Consider the following 19,069-nt stretch of genomic DNA (forward strand, 5'->3'; position numbering starts at 1 on the left):
CGATCACCCGCCATAGCGGTGGCTGTGGATGTGCGGGCGCGCGGCGTCGTTGGCGATGAAGCACAACGCTTCGCCGGCTGCGCTGAGGATCCACCCCGTGGCCACCACGGCAACGCTGATCGCCGTGCCCACGGCGATCCCCAAACGCCGGGTCGCTTCCACGCTCAGGTAGACCACGAACGACGCACCGGCCACTACACCCGCCGCCGCGACCGACACGGTCACCGCCACGCTGCCGGCCACCACGGCCACGCCGGTGACTACCGCGGAGGCGCCGTGGCCGAGTGCGTGGATCACCGCCACCGGCACTTCGATCGAGGCCTCCAGGCTGGCTTGCGACATCCGGCTGGCACCGTCGGACTGCGGGGCCGCGTGGGCGGGGAGGGCCATGCCACCGGACAGGGCGGTGGCCAGGGCGAGGGTCAGCGAGCGGGCGATCAGGCGGGGCATGCGGGGTCCTCCAGGGTGCCGCAGCCTTGCGCCCGGCCGGCGCACGGTTCAACCGGCATCGACGAGGTAAGCTCCCACGCATCACCCGGTATAGGAATGCGCTACCGATGGCCGTCTCGGTGGACCTGATTGATGCACTGAAGCGTTGCTTGCGCGCGCAGAACCTGACCTATCGCGAGCTGGCCGTCCGCATCCGGATGAGCGAAGCGGCGGTCAAGCGCATGTTCTCGCGGCGGGCGATGAGCCTGCAGCGGCTGGAGCAGATCTGCGAAGTGCTCGACGTCGGCCTGGCCGAACTCAGCGCGGAAGCCTCGCGCGGGCGCAAGGCGATGGCGTTGCTGAGCGAGGCGCAGGAGCAGGCGCTGGTCGACGAACCCACCCTGCTGCTCGCCCTGTTCCTCACCCTCAACCGCTGGCGCGAGGACGACGTGATGGGCCACTTCGGCTTCACCCCGGCGCAGTGGACCGGATTGCTGGTGAAGCTGGACCGGCTGGGCATCATCGAGCTGATGCCCGGCAATCGCGGCCGCGCGCTGACCTCGCGCAACTTCCGCTGGCGCGCGGACGGGCCGATGGAGCGCTACTTCCGCCACACCCTGCTGTCGGACTACTTCGCCGACGCCTTCGACGGCGAGCAGGACGCGCTGCTGCTGCTCAGCGGCAGCCTCAGCATCGACGGCGTGAAGCAGCTCCGCCAACGCCTGGAAGAAGTGGCGCGCGAGTTCGACGCCCTGCTGGCCCGCGATGCGACCCTGCCGGCCGAAGACCGGGTGGGTGTCAGCCTGGTGCTGGCGCAGAAACCCTGGCTGCTGCAGCTGTTCAACCCCTACCGACGTTCGCGCGAGGCCTGAGCGGCGCAGTGGAGCTCGGGCTCCGAGGGCCGACCGCCAGGCTCCGAGCCGCATCTCCTGTGATTCTCTTCCGTCGGTGAGATCCCGCGCGCATGCCTGTCGCCCCTGGACCCACCCATCTGGTCCCGCCATCGGCTGACCGTCCGCCGACCTCGTCCGCGTTCTCCTCGTCAGCGGGACAAGACATTGGTATCATTTTGGTCTGACTTTTCGAGGGTGGCGCATGAACGCAGCGGTCGATGTTTTCAAACGCAACGAATTTCCGGGCAGTTCACTGGCTGCGTTGAACGCCTGGGTCGCCGAGGTCGCCGCGCTCACCCAACCCGACCACATCCACTGGTGCGACGGCAGCGATGCCGAGAACGCGCTGCTGATGAAGCAGATGCTGGCCGACGGCACCCTGCTGCCGTTGAATCCCGAAACCCACCCGCACAGCTGGCTGCACCGCTCCAGCCCGAGCGACGTGGCACGCGTCGAACACCTGACCTTCGTCTGCACCGTGCAGCAAGACGATGCCGGCCCCAACAACCACTGGATGGCTCCGGCCGAGGCGCACGCGAAGATGGACGCGCTCTTCGCCGGCTGCATGCGCGGACGCACGCTGTACGTGATCCCGTACTGCATGGGCCCGATCGATTCGCCGCTCTCGCGCTGCGGCGTGGAGATCACCGATTCGCCGTACGTGGTGGCGAACATGCGCATCATGACCCGCATGGGCGCACCGGCACTGGCGCGGATCGAGCGCGAAGGCGCGTTCGTGAAAGGCCTGCACTCCACCGGCGAGCTCGACCCGGACCGCCGCTTCATCATGCATTTCCCCGACGAGCTGACCATCAAGAGCTTCGGCTCCGGCTACGGCGGCAACGCGCTGCTGGGCAAGAAGTGCCACGCCCTGCGCATCGCCTCGCACCAGGCCCGCCATGAAGGCTGGCTGGCCGAGCACATGCTGATCGTCGGCATCGAGAACCCGCAGGGCGAAACGCATTACATCGCCGCCGCGTTCCCGTCGGCGTGCGGCAAGACCAACCTGGCCATGCTGATTCCGCCGGAAGGCTATCGCCAGGCCGGCTGGAAGGTGTGGACCGTCGGCGACGACATCTGCTGGATGCGCCCCGGTGCCGATGGCCGCCTGTATGCGATCAATCCGGAAGCCGGTTTCTTCGGCGTCGCCCCGGGTACTTCGGACAGTTCCAACCCCAACGCGCTGGCCACCATCAGCCACCACACCATCTTCACCAACGTCGCTGTCACCGACGAGCAGGAGCCGTGGTGGGAAGGCCTGGACACGCGCACGCCGGCGCTGGACTGGCAGGGCCGCAAGTTCGACCCGGCCAACGGCCCGGCCGCGCACCCCAACTCGCGCTTCACCGTGTCCGCACGCCAGTGCCCGAGCTACTCGACCAAGGCCGAGGATCCGCAGGGCGTGCCGATCAGCGCCATCGTCTTCGGTGGCCGCCGCGCCTCGCTGGTGCCGCTGGTGTTCGAAGCGCGCGACTGGACGCACGGCGTGCTGGTCGGCGCGGCGATGGGCTCGGAAACCACGGCCGCCGCGACCGGCGCGGTCGGCGTGATGCGCCGCGACCCGATGGCGATGAAGCCGTTCTGCGGCTACAACTTCGCCGACTACTTCGCCCACTGGCTGTCGTTCGACCAGGCGGGCGCGAAGCTGCCCAGGATTTTCCACGTGAACTGGTTCCGCAAGGGCGGCGACGGGAAATTCCTGTGGCCGGGCTTCGGCGAGAACCTGCGCGTGCTGGAGTGGATGATCCAGCGCGTCGAGGGCAAGGCCGACGCGGTGGAAACCCCGATCGGCCACCTGCCGCGCGCCGAGGACTTGAACCTGGAAGGCGTGGCGCTGAGCGATGAAGCGCACGACCTGCTGTTCGGCTTCGACCGCGCCGGCTGGCAGGCCGAGTTCGCCGGCATCGGCGACTACCTCGAGGAATTCGGCGCCCGCACCCCGCAAGCGCTGAAGGACGAGCAGCAGCGCATCGCCGCTCGCCTGGCCCACTGATTCCCCGCCTCGCGCATCCTGTTTCCTGCGCAGCCCCGCGCGCGTCCCGGACGCCGCGGGGCTTTTTTATGCGCGCCCGCCCGATGCGCGGTGTCTGGGATAATGGCCGGGTTCGCTCCCACCGAAGGCCGACATGACCCAGACCCTCCGCATCGCGATGGCGCAGTTCGATTTTCCGGTCGGCGCGGTCGCGCAGAACAGCGAGCGCATCCGCCGCATGATCGCCGAGGCGCGCGACGAGTACGGGGCCGACGTGGTGCTGTTCCCCGAACTGGCGGTCAGTGGTTATCCACCGGAGGATCTGCTGCTGCGGCCGCGCTTCCTCGCCGATTGCGAAACCGCACTGACCGAGATCGCCGCCACCACGCACGGCATCGTCGCCGTGGTCGGCTGGCCGCAGAGCGCGGGCAGCGTGGTGTACAACGCGGCCAGCGTACTGCGCGACGGCGCGGTCGAAGCCACCTACCGGAAGCGTGAACTGCCCAACTACGCGGTGTTCGACGAGCGCCGCTACTTCGACGTGGACCCGGATGGCGGCGCCTGCACCTTCGAGGTGAACGGCGTGCCGCTGGGCCTGGTGATCTGCGAAGACCTCTGGTTCCCCGAGCCGTTGGCCGACACCGCCGAAGCGGGCGCCGTGCTGACACTGGTGCCCAATGCGTCGCCGTTCGACCGCGACAAGCATGCGCAACGCGATGCGCTGATCGCCGAGCGCACGCGCGAGACCGGCATGGCGCTGGCGTACCTCAACGTGGTGGGCGGGCAGGACGCGGTGGTGTTCGATGGCGCCTCGGTCGTCGCCGATGGCGACGGCACCGTGCATCCGGCGGCGGCGGCCTTCACCGACCAGTGGCTGGTGGTCGATTTCGACGTGGCGTCGCGGAAATTCAGTCCGGTGGTGTGGATGGACGACGGCGACGAGAGCCGCGACGCGCTGGCCTGGCGCGCGATCGTGCGCGGCATCCGCGACTACTGCGCCAAGAACGGGTTCTCGAAGGTATGGCTGGGCCTGTCCGGCGGCATCGATTCGGCCATCGTGCTGGCGCTGGCGGTGGACGCGCTGGGCGCGGACAACGTCACCGCGGTGCGGTTGCCCTCGCGCTACACCGCCGGCCTGTCCAACGACCTGGCCGCCGAACAGTGCGCGGCGATGGGCGTGAAGCTGGAAGCCATCTCGATCGAAGCGCCGTTCAGGGGCTTCCTGGATGCGCTCGGACCGATCTTCGGCGACAAGCCCGCCGACACCACCGAGGAGAACCTGCAGTCGCGCAGCCGCGGCGTGATCCTGATGGCACTGAGCAACAAGTTCGGCGGCCTGCTGCTGACCACCGGCAACAAGAGCGAATACGCGGTGGGCTACGCCACGATCTACGGCGACATGTGCGGGGGCTACGCGCCGATCAAGGACCTGTACAAGACCGAGGTGTTCGCGCTGGCGCGCTGGCGCAACACGGTGGGCGGCGCGCCGGTGATCCCGCCGGCCGTGATCGACCGACCGCCGTCCGCGGAACTGCGCGAGAACCAGAAGGACCAGGACTCGCTGCCGCCGTACGACGTGCTGGACGCGATCCTGTTCCGCTACGTGGACCTGGAGCAGTCGCGCGACGAGATCGTCGCCGCAGGCTTCGATGCCGCCACCGTGGACCGCATGCTGCGGCTGGTGCGCATCAACGAGTGGAAGCGCCACCAGGCCGCGCCCGGACCGAAGGTCTCGCGCCGCGCCTTCGGCCGCGAACGCCGCTATCCGATCACGAACAAGTACACGCTGTAGCCGGACGCCGGTTCCGCAGGAAAAGAAAAAGGGCCTCGCGGCCCTTTTTCGCTGCTGACCGCGTGGCGATCAGTCCTTGTTGCGCTTGTCGACGGTGTTGCTGGACTTCTCGCCGGCGAACGGATTCAGGCGGCGGACCATCCACGGGTACTTCGGGAAATCACCGGTCAGCCACGGGTGCTGCGGGTCGTTGAGTTGCAGCACGCGCTTGGCGTCGGCGGCCAGTGCCTCGTTGCCCAGCTGCGTGTAGGACTCGGCCAACACGGCGATGGCGTCGTTCTGGTAGACGCTCTGCGGATAGGTTTCCAGCAGGTACTTGGCGCGGCTGGCGGCGGACACCCAGGCGTCGCGGCGCAGGTAGTAGATCGCGGTGTCCAACTCGTGCAGGGCGAACTGGTTGCGCAGCTCGACCATGCGGTTGCGGGCATCGGCGGCGTAGCGGCTGTTCGGGTAACGCTCGGCGACGGTGTTGAAGTCGCTGTAACCCTGCATCGGCGTGGCCAGGTCGCGGCGGCTGGCGTCGAGGCGCCAGACCTTCTGCAGGAACACCGTGTCGCGGTTGGAATTGGCCAGCCCGCGCAGGTAGTACATGTAGGGAATGTTGCGATGCGTGGGATAGGTGCGGATGAAGCGGTCCACCGTGGTGACCGTGTCGTCGAGCTTGCCCGCCTTGTACTCGGCGTAGGCCGTTTCCATCAGCGCCTGCTCGGTGTATGGACCGTAGGGATACTGGGCGATCAACTGGCGGAAGCGGACCACGCCGCGGTCCCAGTTGTTCACCTTCATGGCCTGGTGGGCCTCCTGGTACATGACCTCGACCGGCTGGTTCTCGGGCGCTTCCTTCTTCTTGAAGATCTTGCCGCAACCGGTCCCGGTGAAGGCGACCACCAGCGCCAGCAGGGCGAGGCGGGCGGGTGCGGAGAGGCGGGCGGAGCGGGGAAGGGCACGCTGGGTCATGGGCTGGCGGCAGGCCGCGGCAGGGAAACAGGCCGTCGATGATAGCCTAGGCGCCGCCCTCGCCATGAACATTCGGCCAATAGGACCGAAGTCGAGGCTTCCCTGGACGCTCCCCCGCATGACCGACACCGACTCTCCCGACACGCCCGACTCCCCCCGCACGGCCATCGTGCCCGCCAGCGCCGCCGGCCGCCGCTTCGATGCTGCCCTGGCGGAACTGTTCCCCGAATTCTCCCGTTCGCGCCTGACCGAGTGGATCAAGTCCGGCAACGCGCTGCTGGACGGCCAGGTCGTGCGTCCGCGCGACCCCGTGCGCGGCGGTGAAACCGCCAGCCTGGACGTGGTGCTGGATACCCAGACCCACGCCGAGCCGGAAGACATCCCGCTCAACATCCTGTACGAGGACGAGCACGTCTTCGTGCTGGACAAGCCCGCCGGCCTGGTGGTGCACCCTGGCGCCGGCAATCCGACCGGCACGCTGGTCAATGCGCTGTTGTTCCGCGATCCGTCGCTGTCGGCGCTGCCGCGGGCGGGCATCGTGCACCGGCTGGACAAGGACACCTCCGGTGTCATGGTGGTGGCGCGCACCTTGCCGGCGCACACCTCCCTGGTGGCGCAGCTGGCCTCGCGCGACGTGCACCGCCAGTACCTGGCCGTGGTGGTCGGCGCGATGGTCTCCGGCGGCACCGCCGATGCGCCGATCGACCGCCACCCGCGGGATCGCCTGAAGATGGCCGTGCGCGACGACGGCCGCGACGCCGTCACCCACTACCGCCTGCGCGAACGCTTCCGCGCGCACACCGCGCTGGAATGCCGCTTGGAAACGGGCCGCACCCACCAGATCCGCGTGCACATGGCGCATATCAAGTACCCGATCGTCGGCGACCCGCTGTACGGCGGCCCGCTGCGCCTGCCGAAGGGCGCCAGCGAGGACCTGGTGGCGGTGCTGCGCGGCTTCCGCCGGCAGGCCCTGCATGCCGAGACGCTGGAGTTCGCCCATCCGGTGAGCGGCGAACCGGTGCGCGTCACCGCGCCGGTGCCAGCCGACATGGTGGCCCTGCTGGCGGCCCTGCGCGCGGACACCCAGGCGCAACGCAAGTGAATCGCGCACCCGCCGTCGCGGCCGACTGGTCCGCACCGGCGGGGGTGCACGCCTTCACCACGCTGCGCCATGGCGCGGGCATGTCGCAGGCGCCGTTCGACCACTTCAACCTGGGCAACAAGTACGCGGCCGATGGCGATGACCCGGCCGTGGTGACCCGCAACCGCGCGCAACTGGCCGCGCTGGCCGGGCTGCCTTCCGCGCCGCACTGGTTGAAGCAGGTGCACGGCACGGATGTCGTGCGCGTGGACGTGCCTGCCGACCCCGCCGCACCGGAGCCCGTCGCCGATGCGCTGGTGACCTCGGAGCCCGGCGTGGTGCTCGCCATCCTGACGGCCGATTGCCTGCCCGTGGTGTTCGCGGCGAAGGACGGCCGCGAGATCGCCGCCGCGCATGCGGGCTGGCCGGGCCTGTCCAAGGGCATGCTCGAAGCGACGCTCGCCGCGATGCGCACCCCGGCCACGGAGGTGATCGCATGGATCGGCCCGGCGGCCGGGCCGCAGCGCTATGAAGTCGGCGAGAACGTCTTCGACGCTTTCGTGACCCAGGATGCCGGTGCGGCGGCGGCTTTCGCGCCCACGCGCCCCGGCCACTGGCTGGCCGACCTGCCCACGCTCGCGCGCCGCCGCCTGGTCGCGCAGGGCCTGGCGGCCGATGACATCCACGGCGGTGATCTCTGCACGATCAGCGAACCCGACCGCTTCTTCTCCCACCGCCGCGACGGCCGCAGTGGCCGTATCGCCACCCTGGCGTGGATGCAGCCGTAAGCCCGCTGTTCGCGGCATTGCTGGGGCCGGCGTTCGCTGCGCTGCCGGCGCCCGTGCGCGCACTGCACGCGGCCCAGGGTCTGCGGCGCTACGCAGGCGAGGTGCAGGTCGAACGCGGATCCGGCGTGCTGTCCCGACTCATTGCCGCTGCCACGCACCTGCCCCCCGCGGGCACTGGCCCGCTGTGCGTCGAGATCGACGCGTCGCCCGACCACGAACGCTGGACGCGCTTCATCGGTGGGCGCGCGATGCCGTCGCGGCTGTGGCGCGACGGTGACGTGCTGTGCGAGCGCTTGGGCCTGGCGACGTTCGGCTTCGCGCTCGACGTCGTGGACGGTGCCATCGCGTGGCGGGTCGTGCGGGTCCGCGCGTTGGGCGTGTCGTTGCCGGCGCGCTGGTTCGCCGGCGTCGGCGCGCGCGAATCGGCCGAGGACGGGCGCTATCGGTTCGACGTCTGGGCGTCGTTGCCGCTCGCCGGTTTGCTGGTGCACTACCGTGGGTGGCTCGATGTCGGGTGAGCGCATCCCCGATGATGGCCCGGTCATCGTCTTCGATGGCGTCTGCGTGCTGTGCAACGGCTGGGTGCGCTTCCTGCTGAAGCATGATCGCGTCGGGCGTTACCGGTTCGCGGCGATGCAGACCGACGCGGGTCGCGCGCTGCTGGCGAGGCATGGTCTCGATCCCGACGATCCGGCGTCGTTCCTGCTGGTGGACGGCGCGCAGGCATGGACCGACAGCGATGCGATCCGTCGCGTGCTGACGGGATTGGGCGGTGCGTGGCGGCTGGCGGGCGCGATGGCAGTGGTGCCGCGCGTCGTGCGCGATCCGCTGTACCGCTGGGTGGCGCGGAACCGGTACGGCTGGTTCGGGATGACGGCGTGCCATGTGCCGACGGACCAGGAGCGTCGGCGCTTCCTGTAGGAGCGACGTGAGTCGCGACCGTGGCAGAGAGGCGCGGTCTGACCGTCCGGGCGCCGGCGCGCAGCTGGCCAGCCAGCCGCTCCGCGCGACGGTTGCCCGCCCGTTCCCGTGCCGCGGCGCCCGTCCGATCAGTAGGTGGCCGCCCCCCTGCGGAGGCGGCGATGCACGTGGATGTCAGAAGGTGTAGCGCACCCGGGTGTAGTAGTACGCGCCGTTGCTGCCGATGGGCGACAGCACGTCGTAGGGCAGGTTGCCGAAGTAGTAGATGTCTTCGTTCGACAGGTCCGGGTACTCGTCGGTCAGGTTCAAGCCACCCAGCGCCACGCTCCACTTCGGCGAGAAGCGGTATTCGACTTCCGCATCCAGCTGCCACTCGGCGGCGTAGGTCTGTTCCGGCTCGAAGCCGCCGCCGAAATTGAACACGCGCTTGGCACTGCCATGGCGGCTCACGCGGCCCAGCAGCGACCAGTGCGTGTTGTCCCAGGTGGCGGTGAAGGTGCCACGCGTCCGCGGTGCGGCGTCGGTCAGCGTGTTGCTCTCCTCCACGCCGAACAAGACGTAGCTCGGGTCGATGGCGAGCAGTTCGGCCGGCGTGGACGCGATGTTCTTCAGCTCGGTCTTGGCGTAGCTGTAAGCGCCGGTCAGCAGCAGGTTGCCGTCGCCCAGCGCCTGCCGCCAGTTGGCCACCACTTCGGCGCCTTCGGTGCGGGTGTCGGCGGCGTTGATGAAGAAGTTGGCGCTCTGCACGCCGGGCACGCCGAAGTTGTCCAGCACGAAGTCCGTCAGCGCGTCGCCGCCGATGCGCTCGGTGAGCGCCACGCGATCGTCGATGTCGATGCGGAACACGTCCAGCGAGACGTCGAAGTGCTCGCCGATCCGGCTGGTGAAACCCAGGCTGAGGTTCAGCGACTTCTCCGGGTCCAGGTCCTGCGCGCCGAGTGCGCGGGCGATGGGATTGTTCACCGACAACAGGCGGCCCTGGGTGAGCTGGCCGGACGCGTCGTAGCCGGTTGAGGTCGACTCGAACCCGATCTGGCTCAGCGATGGAGCGCGGAAGTTGTTCGACACCGAGCCGCGCAGGGCGAATGCGGGCGCGAATTCGTAGCGGGCGGCGAGCTTGCCGGTCAGCTCGCCACCGAAGTCGTCGTAGTGCTCGTAGCGCGCGGCGATGTCGGTGGTGAATTTCTCGCCCCACTGGCTGCTGAGGCTGGCGTAGACGCTGGATACGTCGCGGTCGAGGTCGGCGGTGTCCTGCGGCGTCAGTCCGCCACCGGCCTGCGAACCGGTCGGACGATCGGTGTAGGGGCCGGCTGCGTACGAAGCCGGATCGCCGGCACCGGTCTCGAAGGTCTCGTGGCGGACCTCCACGCCGGTGGCGAACGTATGCGCGCCGAACACGCGGCTGATGTCCAGGTTCAACAGGGTCTGGCCGGATTCGTAATCGCCGGTCTTGAAGCGCGTCGGGCTGGTCGGGCCGAGCGATGCGTTGAGTGAATTGCGCAGGCGGTAGGTGAATGCATTGCGGCCGTGGTTGAGGCTGGCGTCGTAGTCCCAGTCGCCCCACTGTCCGCGCACGCCGGCCACGCCGGCCAGGTCCAGGTTGTCGCCTTCCGAGATCGGGCGGTAGCCGTTCGGATACACCTCCTTCCAGTTCGCCACGCCATCGGGGTAGCGGAAATAGTTGGCGCCCTCGGTATCGCTCTGGTGGTAGGTGCCGAAGGCGTACAGCTCGGCCGATTCGCCCAGCGGCACGGCCGCGTTGAGCCATGCGTTGATGTCGCGCGAACTGCCGTCGCCCAGCACGTAATTGCGCTGGCCGGCCAGGGCCAGGTTGTCGGGCGTCTGCTCCTCGAAGGACGGAATCTGGTCGAAGCCGGCGCGATTGGTGCCCTCGCGCTGCTTGTACTCCAGGCCGACCCGGAAGAAGCCGCCGTCGCCGATGCGGTCGCCGACCTGCGCGCTGAAGAAGCCGCTCTGGCCGTCGGTGACGGTCTGGTCGATCGGTTCCACCTTCGTGTGGTGCGCGCCATAGCTGGCTTCGAAGGCGCCGCCTTCCGGTGCGTCGTTGAGGATCACGTTGATGACGCCGGCCACGGCATCGGAGCCGTACTGGGCGCCTGCGCCGTCGCGCAGCACTTCGATGCGCTTGATCGCGCTGACCGGGATGGCGTTGAAGTCCACCGGGGTGTTGCCCTTGCCGATCTTGCTGTCGGTATTGACCAGCGCACTGGTGTGGCGGCGCTTGCCGTTGACCAGCACCAGTACCTGGTTGGGGCTCAGGCCGCGCAGCTGCGCGGCGCGGATGTGGTCGGCGCCGCCGGAGTTGGACTGGCGCGGGAAGTTCAGCGAAGGCAGCAGCGCCTGCAGCGCGCTGCCGAGTTCGCCGTTGAGCACGCCCGCCTTGCGGATGTCCTCGGCGGTCAGCACGTCGATGGGCGAGGTGGATTCCAGCGCGGTGCGGTCGGTGGCGCGGGTGCCGGTGACGATCACGGCGTCCAGGTCGGTGGCGCCCTCGGCGGGGGCTTGCTGGGCAAAGGCGGGAAGGGCGAGCGCGAAGGCGATGGCAGCGCCGAGCGGCGCCACGGTAAGGCGGGACATGGGAACTCCTGGGGGGCTGGCTACGGAAGAATGCGGACGACGGATGCGTTCAGCGGCAACGACAGCCGCAGCCGCCGGTCCCACGGGGGGAGAGACCAGGAGGGACGCGGGCGGCTACGGGTCGTGCGATCGGCATCGGGACAAGAAGTGTCGTGTGGGTCGTCGTTCCCGGTCTGTGGATTGCGCCGGGGTGACGGCACCATACCGCGCCGGTTCCCTGGCATGACCGTCATCGACCATGGCGTGATCCCATGTCGTCATTCCCAGCGGTTATTTCGATGCGCGATGATGTCCGTCGACAGTACGCGTCCCCCCTGGAGTTCCCCATGCTGTTGAGAAGTCTTTTCCTGGCCACCGCGTTGCTGGCCGTGTCCGGATGCGCCAGCGTGCGCAGCGCCGATGCGTCGTCGGCCACCTCGTCGTTGCAGGGCGATGCCCTGCGCCCCGCGCAGGCCGCCGGCTGGGTGCGCAGCGAGCTGTATTTCGGCGTGGGCGAAGAAACCGGCCCGGCGGACCGGCCGCAAGCCGAACCGATCAGCGAAGCGACCTGGCGCGCCTTCCTCGACAAGGAAGTGACCGCGCGCTTCCCCGACGGGCTGACCGTCTTCGACGCGTATGGCCAGTGGCTGTTCCGCGGCGCGGGCGAGCCGAACCGCCTGAAGACCAAGGTGCTGGTGGTGCTGCACGAGGACACGCCGCAGCGCCGCGCCGACATCGAGGCAATCCGCCTGGCGTGGAAGCAGGCCACCGGCCACCAGTCGGTGCTGTGGTCGCGCCACGCGGTGGACGTATCGTTCTGAACCCGGTGCGCCCGCCGATCGCGCGGGCGCTTATGCTGGCGGCTTCCCGCCCACCCCACTGATTCCCGACTCCATGACCGCATCGGCTTCTCCCGTGCGCCGCTGGTTCGTACCCGGCGACCTCAACGGCTTCTTCGGCCTGGTGGTGGACAACCTGTCCATCCTCGGTTTCATCGCCGCCGCGCTGATCGGCATCTTCCAGTTCCCGGCCGAGGTGGTGTTCACCCGGATGTTCCCGGGCACCGCGCTGGGCGTGCTGGTCGGCAACCTGATCTACACGTGGATGGCGCATCGCCTGGCCGCGAAGACCGGCCGCGATGACGTCACCGCGATGCCGCTGGGCCTGGATGCGCCGACCAGCATCGGCATGGCGCTGCTGGTGCTGGGCCCGGCCTTCGTCGGCTTCAAGCAGGCAGGCATGGACGAGCAGACGGCGGCCACTGCCACCTGGCAACTCGGCATGGCCGCGCTGGTGGTGATGGGCGTGCTGAAGCTGGTGCTCTCGTTCTTCGGCGATGCGGTCACGCGCGCGGTGCCGCGTGCGGGCCTGCTGGGGTCGATCGGGGGCGCGGCGCTGACGTTGCTCGGCTTCCTGCCGCTGATCGAAACCTTGCGCCAGCCCATCGTCGGCTTCGTCACCTTCGGCCTGCTGCTGTACGTGCTGGTGGCGAAGGGCAAGCTGCCGGTGAAGCTGCCCGGCGTGCTGCTGGCCTTCATCGTCGGCACCGCGCTGTACTACGGGCTGGGTCTCGCCGGCCTGGGCGCGCCCGGCTTCAAGGTGCCCGATGCGGTGCCGCTCGCGCTGACACTGCCGTTGCCCACGCTGGGCTGGCTGGACGGTTTGGGCTACACCGTGCCGTACCTCCCGCTGCTGCTGCCGTTCGGCCTGCTGATGGTCGTTGGCGGCATCAACGTCAGCGAGAGCGCGCGCGCCGCGGGCGACGACTACCGCACGCGCGACGTGCTGCTGGCGGAAGCGGTCTCCACGCTGGTCGCCGGTGTCTGCGGCGGCGTGGCGCAGACCACGCCTTATATCGGCCAGCCCGCGTACAAGCACATGGGCGCGCGCAAGGGCTACACGCTGCTGACGGGCATCTTCATCGGCCTCGGCGGCGTGCTCGGCTACGTGTCGGGCCTGGTGCAGTGGCTGCCGGTGGCGGTGCTGGCGCCGATCATCGTCTACGTGGGCCTGGACATCACCGTGCAGGCGTTCACCGAAACCCCGCGGAAACATGCCATCGCCGTGGCGCTGGGCTTCCTGCCGTCGGTGGCGTACCTGCTGACGATCAAGTTCGGCAACCCGGCGTGGATCGCGCCCGACCACTTCGCCGGCCTGTACGAAGGTGTCGACGGGCACGGGTTGCCGGACCTGGCCACCATCGTCACCCTGGGCAACGGCTTCATCATCACCGCGATGATCTGGACCACCGCGCTGGTGGCGATGATCGACGGCCGCAATGGCCGCGCGGTCGTCGCGTTGCTGGTCGACGCAGTGCTGACATTGTTCGGCATCATCCATTCGGTCGATCCGCGCGGCGGCATCTACCTGCCATGGGACGTCGAAGGCCTGCGCGCGACCATCCTGTGGCAGTTCACCGGGGCGTACGCCGCGCTGGCGGTGCTGCTGGCCGCGCTGTCCCTCCAGAAGAAGCCGTAGGGCGGGCCTTGGCCCGCCGTTCCGGTACGTGCGCAAGCGGTGGGCCAAGGCCCACCCTACGGTGAACCCTGGTCTCAGCAGGTCTTGAAACACCGGCGCTTAACCGCATCTGGGTAGCATCGGCTGGCGTTCGCCGGCCTCCACTTCCCTTGAGATTCTTCCGATGCGGATGGACAAACTGACCTCGCGTTTCCAGCAGGCGCTGGCCGACGCGCAGTCGCTGGCCGTGGGCCGCGACCACACCATGATCGAACCGGTGCACGTGCTCACCGCGCTGCTGGAACAGCAGGGCGGCAGCACGCGCCCGTTGCTGGCGCAGGCCGGCGTCAACGTGCCCGTGTTGCGCGAGCGGCTGGGCGAAGCGCTCGACAAGCTGCCGAAGGTGACCGGCCAGGCCGGCAACCTGTCCATCGGCAACGACCTGGCGCGCTTGCTCAACGTCACCGACAAGCTGGCGCAGGACAGCGGCGATACCTACATCGCCAGCGAATGGTTCCTGCTGGCCGCGCTGGACGACAGCGGGGCGGCGGGCCAGGAACTGAAGGCCAGCGGCGCCGACAAGCAGAAACTGCGCGCCGCCATCGACCGCCTGCGGGGCGGCGAGAAGGTGCAGTCCGAGAATGCCGAGGACCAGCGCCAGGCGCTGGAGAAGTACACCATCGACCTGACGGAGCGCGCCGAGATCGGCAAGCTGGACCCGGTGATCGGCCGCGACGAGGAAATCCGCCGCACCATCCAGGTCCTGCAGCGCCGCACCAAGAACAATCCGGTGCTGATCGGCGAGCCCGGCGTGGGCAAGACCGCCATCGTCGAAGGCCTGGCCCAGCGCATCGTCAACGGTGAAGTGCCCGAGGGCCTGCGCGGCAAGCGCGTGCTGTCGCTCGACATGGGCGCGCTGATCGCCGGCGCCAAGTTCCGCGGCGAGTTCGAGGAACGCCTGAAGGGCGTGCTCAATGACCTGGCCAAGAACGAAGGCCAGATCATCCTCTTCATCGACGAGCTGCACACGATGGTCGGCGCGGGCAAGGCCGAGGGTTCGATGGATGCCGGCAACATGCTGAAGCCCGCGCTGGCGCGTGGCGAACTGCACTGCATCGGCGCGACCACGCTGGACGAGTACCGCAAGTATGTCGAGAAGGACGCCGCGCTGGAGCGCCGCTTCCAGAAGGTGTTCGTGGGCGAGCCCAGTGTCGAGGACACCATCGCCATCCTGCGCGGCCTGAAGGAAAAGTACGCGGTGCACCACGGCGTCGAGATCACCGACCCGGCCATCGTCGCGGCCGCGCAGTTGAGCCACCGCTACATCGCCGACCGCCAGCTGCCCGACAAGGCCATCGACCTGATGGACGAAGCCGCCAGCCGCATCCGCATGGAGATCGACTCCAAGCCGGAGGAAATGGACCGGATGGAGCGGCGGCTGATCCAGCTCAAGATCCAGCGCGAGGCGCTGAAGAAGGAGAAGGACGCGCAGTCGAAGCAACGCCTGGCCGATCTGGAAACCGAGATCGAATCGCTGCAGCGCGAGTTCAACGATCTGGAGGAAATCTGGAAGGCCGAGAAAGCCACGCTGACCGGTGCGACGAAGATCAAGGAGCAGATCGAGCGCGCGAAGCTGGAGCTTGAGGCCGCGCAGCGCAAACAGGACTACGCGCGGATGAGCGAGCTGCAGTACGGCCAGCTGCCGGAGTTGGAGAAGCAGCTGTCGGCCGCGCAGGAGGCCGAGCAGAAGGGCTTCCGCCTGCTGCAGGACAAGGTCACCGACGAGGAGATCGCCGAGGTCGTCAGCCGCTGGACCGGCATCCCGGTCAGCAAGATGCTGGAGGGCGAGCGCGAGAAGCTGCTGCAGATGGAGCAGTCGCTGCGCGGCCGCGTGATCGGCCAGGAAGAGGCGATCAAGGTGGTGTCCGACGCGGTCCGTCGTTCGCGCGCCGGCATTTCCGATCCGGACCGTCCGAGCGGCTCGTTCCTGTTCCTCGGCCCGACCGGTGTCGGCAAGACCGAGCTGTGCAAGGCGCTGGCCGAGTTCCTGTTCGACAGCAGCGACGCGATGGTCCGCATCGACATGAGCGAGTTCATGGAGAAGCATGCGGTGAGCCGCCTGGTCGGCGCACCCCCGGGCTACGTGGGCTACGAGGAAGGTGGCTACCTGACGGAGGCCGTGCGTCGTCGTCCCTACAGCGTGATCCTGCTCGACGAGGTCGAGAAGGCGCACCCGGACGTGTTCAACATCCTCCTGCAGGTGCTGGACGACGGTCGGCTGACCGACGGGCAGGGCCGCACGGTGGATTTCCGCAACACGGTCATCGTGATGACCTCCAACCTGGGCTCCAGCCTGATCCAGGAGCTGTCGGACGACACGCCCGAGAGCTACACGCAGATGAAGGCGGCGGTGATGGGCGTGGTGCAGGCGCACTTCCGGCCCGAGTTCATCAATCGGCTGGACGACATCGTCGTGTTCCATCCGCTGGACAAGGCGCAGATCCGCGAGATCGCGCGTATCCAGACGCGTTACCTCGCCAAGCGCCTGGCCGAACGCCAGATCGTGCTGGAGTTGGACGACTCGGCGCTGACGCTGCTGGGCAACGTCGGTTTCGACCCGGTGTATGGCGCGCGCCCGCTGAAGCGCGCGATCCAGGCGCAACTGGAAAACCCGCTGGCGCAGAAGATCCTGTCGGGCGAGTTCGGTCCCGGCGACAGCGTGCGTGTGCATGCCACGGGCGGCCACCTGCAGTTCGATCGCGCAGCACGCTGAGGTCGTGATCACCGGCGGACCGATGAACGGTCCGCCGGCATGTTTGGGTAATGCGTGAAGGTGCTGCGCCACACAGCAGCACTCCCCGCATTCGCGTTTCCGTGTCAGGATGCACGGCGCCGGGGGGAGGCAACATACAGGATCCGCATGCATGGGTGACCACGCCGACAGCCAGGCGCGTGGCCTGGGCGTCAGCACGAGAGTGCTGTTGCTCGGCGGCCTGTGCCTGTTGCTGCAGCAGGTGCCGGTCAGCTACCGCATCGACTTTTTCGGACAGCAGTCCGACGCTTCTCTGATCCATCTCCATGCCGGCCTGCTGCTGGCGATCGCCATGCTCGAGCGCGATCGCCGCGTGGTCGCCGGCTGTTTCCTGCTGACGTTCGCGGGCTGGACGGTGCGCCAGCTCCATTTCGATGCCTGGCAGCCGAGCCTGATATTGGCCTGGGGCGCGGCCAGCTACCTGTTCACCTTTGCCTGGAGTCTGATCTGCGCCCACTGGGCGGGGTGGCCGCGCGAGCCGGGCCAGCGCGTGCAACGGCGCGACCTGATCCGCTTCGCCGCGATCGGCCTGCTGCTGTATCCGCTGATGCTCGCGTTGGTGGGCTTCAGCATTGCGGCGGTGTCCACATCGACCGCAGCGATCAGCACCGTCTTCCAGATGTTCTTCGCCAAGCAGTTCGGCGTGGCCGTGGTGACGCTGCCGCTGGTGGTGGCGTGGCGCGAGCGAGGGCATCCCGCGCCGCGCATGGATGCGGCCTCGCACTGGCTGTGGCCCATCGCATTGGGGGCGGGCCTTGCGGCCAGCGTGTGGGCGGCGGTGCTGGTGCGCCGCGCCTTCAATACCGGCGTGGCGGCACCCGAGCTGGTGTTGATGGACTACCGCTTCGCCCTGCTGCTGGTCCTCGGCTGGGGCATGCTGCGGTTGTCGTCCCGCTGGGCGATGGCGGCGCTGTCGTTGACCCTCTTGCTGCTGGTGGGAATGGTGGCGGGCACCGCGGAGTACGCCAACAGCGCGGTGGGTTTCTTCAACCTGCTGCACATCACGCTGGAAGTGAACATCCTGCTGCTGGCGATGATGTACCTGTGGCTGACCCATCGCGACCGCTACGAGTTGGCCGAGCGCCTTTCGGCCGAGACCCTGCGCGACCAGATCACCGGCCTGCCCAACCTCAAGGCGCTGCGTGAGCGCGTGGCCAAGCCGTTGTCGCGCACCGAGCTCGGCTACCTGCTGCTCGACCAGACCGACACGCTGGTGGCCGGTTTCGGCCTGGATACGCAGGCGCAGGCGATGAATGCCGTGGCGCGCCGGCTGGAGGACCAGGTCGAAACCTATTACGTGGGTACCGGCCAGTTCGCCCTGCTGCCCAAGCCCGGCGGCGATCCGGACCTGTGGGAACGCGTGATGGCGCGCGTCGAACACGCCGAAATCGATGTCGGCGGCCAGCCCATCCGACTGCTGCCGTACCTGGGCGTGGCCGCCTTCAACGGCACCCAGGCGAGCGTCGTGGACAACGCCGTGGTCACCGCGTCGCACCTCGCCTTCGAGGCGCGCCACCATGGCGAACTGCGCCCGCGCTACAGCGATGTCGGCGACACGCAGATGCGGCGCTCGCATCGCCGCCAGCTGCACGACGCCACCGAAGCGCTGGCCAGCCTGCGCAACGAACGCGTGGTGCTGTACTTCCAGCCGATCCGCGACCTGGCGCCGGGTGGCGACGCCGATCCGCGCGCACTGAGCGGCGAGGTGCTGTGCCGGTTGCTGGACGAACGCGGCGAGATCATGTCGCCGGCCCGCTTCATGGCGCCGCTCGAGGCGGCGGGTCGTGGCGCCGAGCTCGACCTGGCGGTGGTGCGCGCGCTGTTCCGCTTGTTGCGCAAGTCGCCGTCGGCGCTGCCGCACTGCCGGGAGATCGCGATCAACCTCACCGGACAGAGTCTTGCCTCGATGAGCTTCCAGGTGGAGCTGCGCACGTTGCTGGCCGGCTCGCCGTTGCCGATGAGTGCGCTGTGCTTCGAAGTCACCGAGACGGCGGCCATTTCCAACACCGCGGCGGCCAGCCACCTGCTGGCCGACCTGCGTGCGCTGGGTTGCCGGATCGCCATCGACGACTTCGGCACCGGCATGCAGAGCTTCGCGCGCCTGCGCGAACTGCCGGTGGACGTCATCAAGATCGACGGCTCTTTCGTGCGCAACGTGGCGCAGCTGGGCAAGGACTACGCCGTGGTGCAGGCATCCGTGGCCGTGGCGAGGGCCTTCGGTGCGGAAACCGTGGCCGAGTTCGTCGAAGACGAAGACACCGAATATTGCCTGCGCAAGATCGGCGTGCAGCGCGTGCAGGGCTATCTGTACGGCGCCCCGCGACCGTTGTCGGAAGTGCTCGCCGAAACCACGGCCGAGGCGGCCGCGTCCGGGGAGTAGCCCGCGGAAT

Annotated in this window: 14 protein-coding genes; 11 read left to right on the forward strand and 3 right to left on the reverse strand. The window is 68.6% G+C overall.

All coding sequences use genetic code 11. The features are described from left to right. Nucleotides 1-3: 3 nt before the first annotated feature. The gene (locus tag ACSION_RS16150) at nucleotides 4-450 is read right to left on the reverse strand and encodes a hypothetical protein (RefSeq protein ID WP_435306831.1); all 447 of its coding nucleotides are present in this window, start codon (nucleotides 448-450) and stop codon (nucleotides 4-6) included. Nucleotides 451-557: 107 nt separating this feature from the next. Here ACSION_RS16150 and ACSION_RS16155 point away from each other — a divergent pair, with 107 nt between their 5' ends. The 3 genes from ACSION_RS16155 (at nucleotide 558) to ACSION_RS16165 (ending at nucleotide 5,086) form a co-directional block, all read left to right on the forward strand. Continuing rightward, nucleotides 558-1,301 carry a helix-turn-helix domain-containing protein gene (locus tag ACSION_RS16155; RefSeq protein ID WP_435306832.1) on the forward strand — a complete coding sequence of 248 codons (744 nt, stop codon included), beginning with the start codon at nucleotides 558-560 and terminating at the stop codon, nucleotides 1,299-1,301. Between the two features lie 223 nt (nucleotides 1,302-1,524). Further along, nucleotides 1,525-3,315: a phosphoenolpyruvate carboxykinase (GTP) gene (locus ACSION_RS16160; protein WP_435306833.1), complete on the forward strand. Its 1,791-nt coding sequence runs from the start codon at nucleotides 1,525-1,527 to the stop codon at nucleotides 3,313-3,315. 133 nt (nucleotides 3,316-3,448) lie between these two features. Beyond that, nucleotides 3,449-5,086, forward strand: coding sequence for an NAD+ synthase (locus ACSION_RS16165; RefSeq protein WP_435306834.1), 1,638 nt, complete (start codon nucleotides 3,449-3,451; stop codon nucleotides 5,084-5,086). Nucleotides 5,087-5,155: 69 nt separating this feature from the next. Here the strand turns inward: ACSION_RS16165 and ACSION_RS16170 are convergent, their stop codons facing one another. Beyond that, complete coding sequence (locus tag ACSION_RS16170; RefSeq protein ID WP_435306835.1) at nucleotides 5,156-6,043, reverse strand: outer membrane protein assembly factor BamD; 888 nt, start codon at nucleotides 6,041-6,043, stop codon at nucleotides 5,156-5,158. A 118-nt stretch (nucleotides 6,044-6,161) separates the two neighbouring features. Here ACSION_RS16170 and rluD point away from each other — a divergent pair, with 118 nt between their 5' ends. From rluD to ACSION_RS16190, 4 genes are read left to right on the forward strand one after another with little or no spacing between them, the layout of a single operon-like run. Then, on the forward strand, nucleotides 6,162-7,145 hold the full coding sequence (gene rluD / locus ACSION_RS16175; RefSeq protein ID WP_435306836.1) for a 23S rRNA pseudouridine(1911/1915/1917) synthase RluD: 984 nt from the start codon (nucleotides 6,162-6,164) through the stop codon (nucleotides 7,143-7,145). Then, nucleotides 7,142-7,912 carry a peptidoglycan editing factor PgeF gene (gene pgeF / locus ACSION_RS16180; protein ID WP_435306837.1) on the forward strand — a complete coding sequence of 257 codons (771 nt, stop codon included), beginning with the start codon at nucleotides 7,142-7,144 and terminating at the stop codon, nucleotides 7,910-7,912. Before rluD ends, pgeF begins: the two co-directional genes overlap by 4 nt. Beyond that, nucleotides 7,897-8,430 carry a DUF4166 domain-containing protein gene (locus ACSION_RS16185; RefSeq protein WP_435306838.1) on the forward strand — a complete coding sequence of 178 codons (534 nt, stop codon included), beginning with the start codon at nucleotides 7,897-7,899 and terminating at the stop codon, nucleotides 8,428-8,430. The genes pgeF and ACSION_RS16185 overlap by 16 nt, the downstream gene beginning before the upstream one ends. Beyond that, nucleotides 8,420-8,833, forward strand: coding sequence for a thiol-disulfide oxidoreductase DCC family protein (locus tag ACSION_RS16190; protein ID WP_435306839.1), 414 nt, complete (start codon nucleotides 8,420-8,422; stop codon nucleotides 8,831-8,833). The genes ACSION_RS16185 and ACSION_RS16190 overlap by 11 nt, the downstream gene beginning before the upstream one ends. A gap of 174 nt (nucleotides 8,834-9,007) precedes the next feature. Here ACSION_RS16190 and ACSION_RS16195 read toward each other — a convergent pair whose 3' ends face one another. Beyond that, entirely contained in the window at nucleotides 9,008-11,431 is a 2,424-nt protein-coding gene (locus ACSION_RS16195) for a TonB-dependent receptor plug domain-containing protein (RefSeq protein WP_435306840.1), read from the reverse strand. 326 nt (nucleotides 11,432-11,757) lie between these two features. On the opposite strand from ACSION_RS16195, the gene ACSION_RS16200 reads away from it, so the two are divergent. From ACSION_RS16200 to ACSION_RS16215, 4 genes are all read left to right on the forward strand, one after another. After that, nucleotides 11,758-12,231 (forward strand): DUF3574 domain-containing protein, encoded by a 474-nt coding sequence (locus ACSION_RS16200; protein WP_435306841.1) that lies wholly within the window; start codon nucleotides 11,758-11,760, stop codon nucleotides 12,229-12,231. Nucleotides 12,232-12,304: 73 nt separating this feature from the next. Continuing rightward, nucleotides 12,305-13,888 carry a hypothetical protein gene (locus ACSION_RS16205; protein WP_435306842.1) on the forward strand — a complete coding sequence of 528 codons (1,584 nt, stop codon included), beginning with the start codon at nucleotides 12,305-12,307 and terminating at the stop codon, nucleotides 13,886-13,888. 163 nt (nucleotides 13,889-14,051) lie between these two features. Continuing rightward, a complete protein-coding gene (gene clpB, locus ACSION_RS16210) occupies nucleotides 14,052-16,640 on the forward strand; it encodes an ATP-dependent chaperone ClpB (protein WP_435306843.1) in 2,589 nt (862 codons plus the stop codon). Nucleotides 16,641-16,791: 151 nt separating this feature from the next. Continuing rightward, a complete protein-coding gene (locus ACSION_RS16215) occupies nucleotides 16,792-19,059 on the forward strand; it encodes an EAL domain-containing protein (protein WP_435306844.1) in 2,268 nt (755 codons plus the stop codon). Nucleotides 19,060-19,069 lie beyond the last annotated feature (10 nt).

The organism is Pseudoxanthomonas sp. LjRoot125, assembly GCF_964252705.1.
GTDB lineage: Bacteria > Pseudomonadota > Gammaproteobacteria > Xanthomonadales > Xanthomonadaceae > Pseudoxanthomonas_A.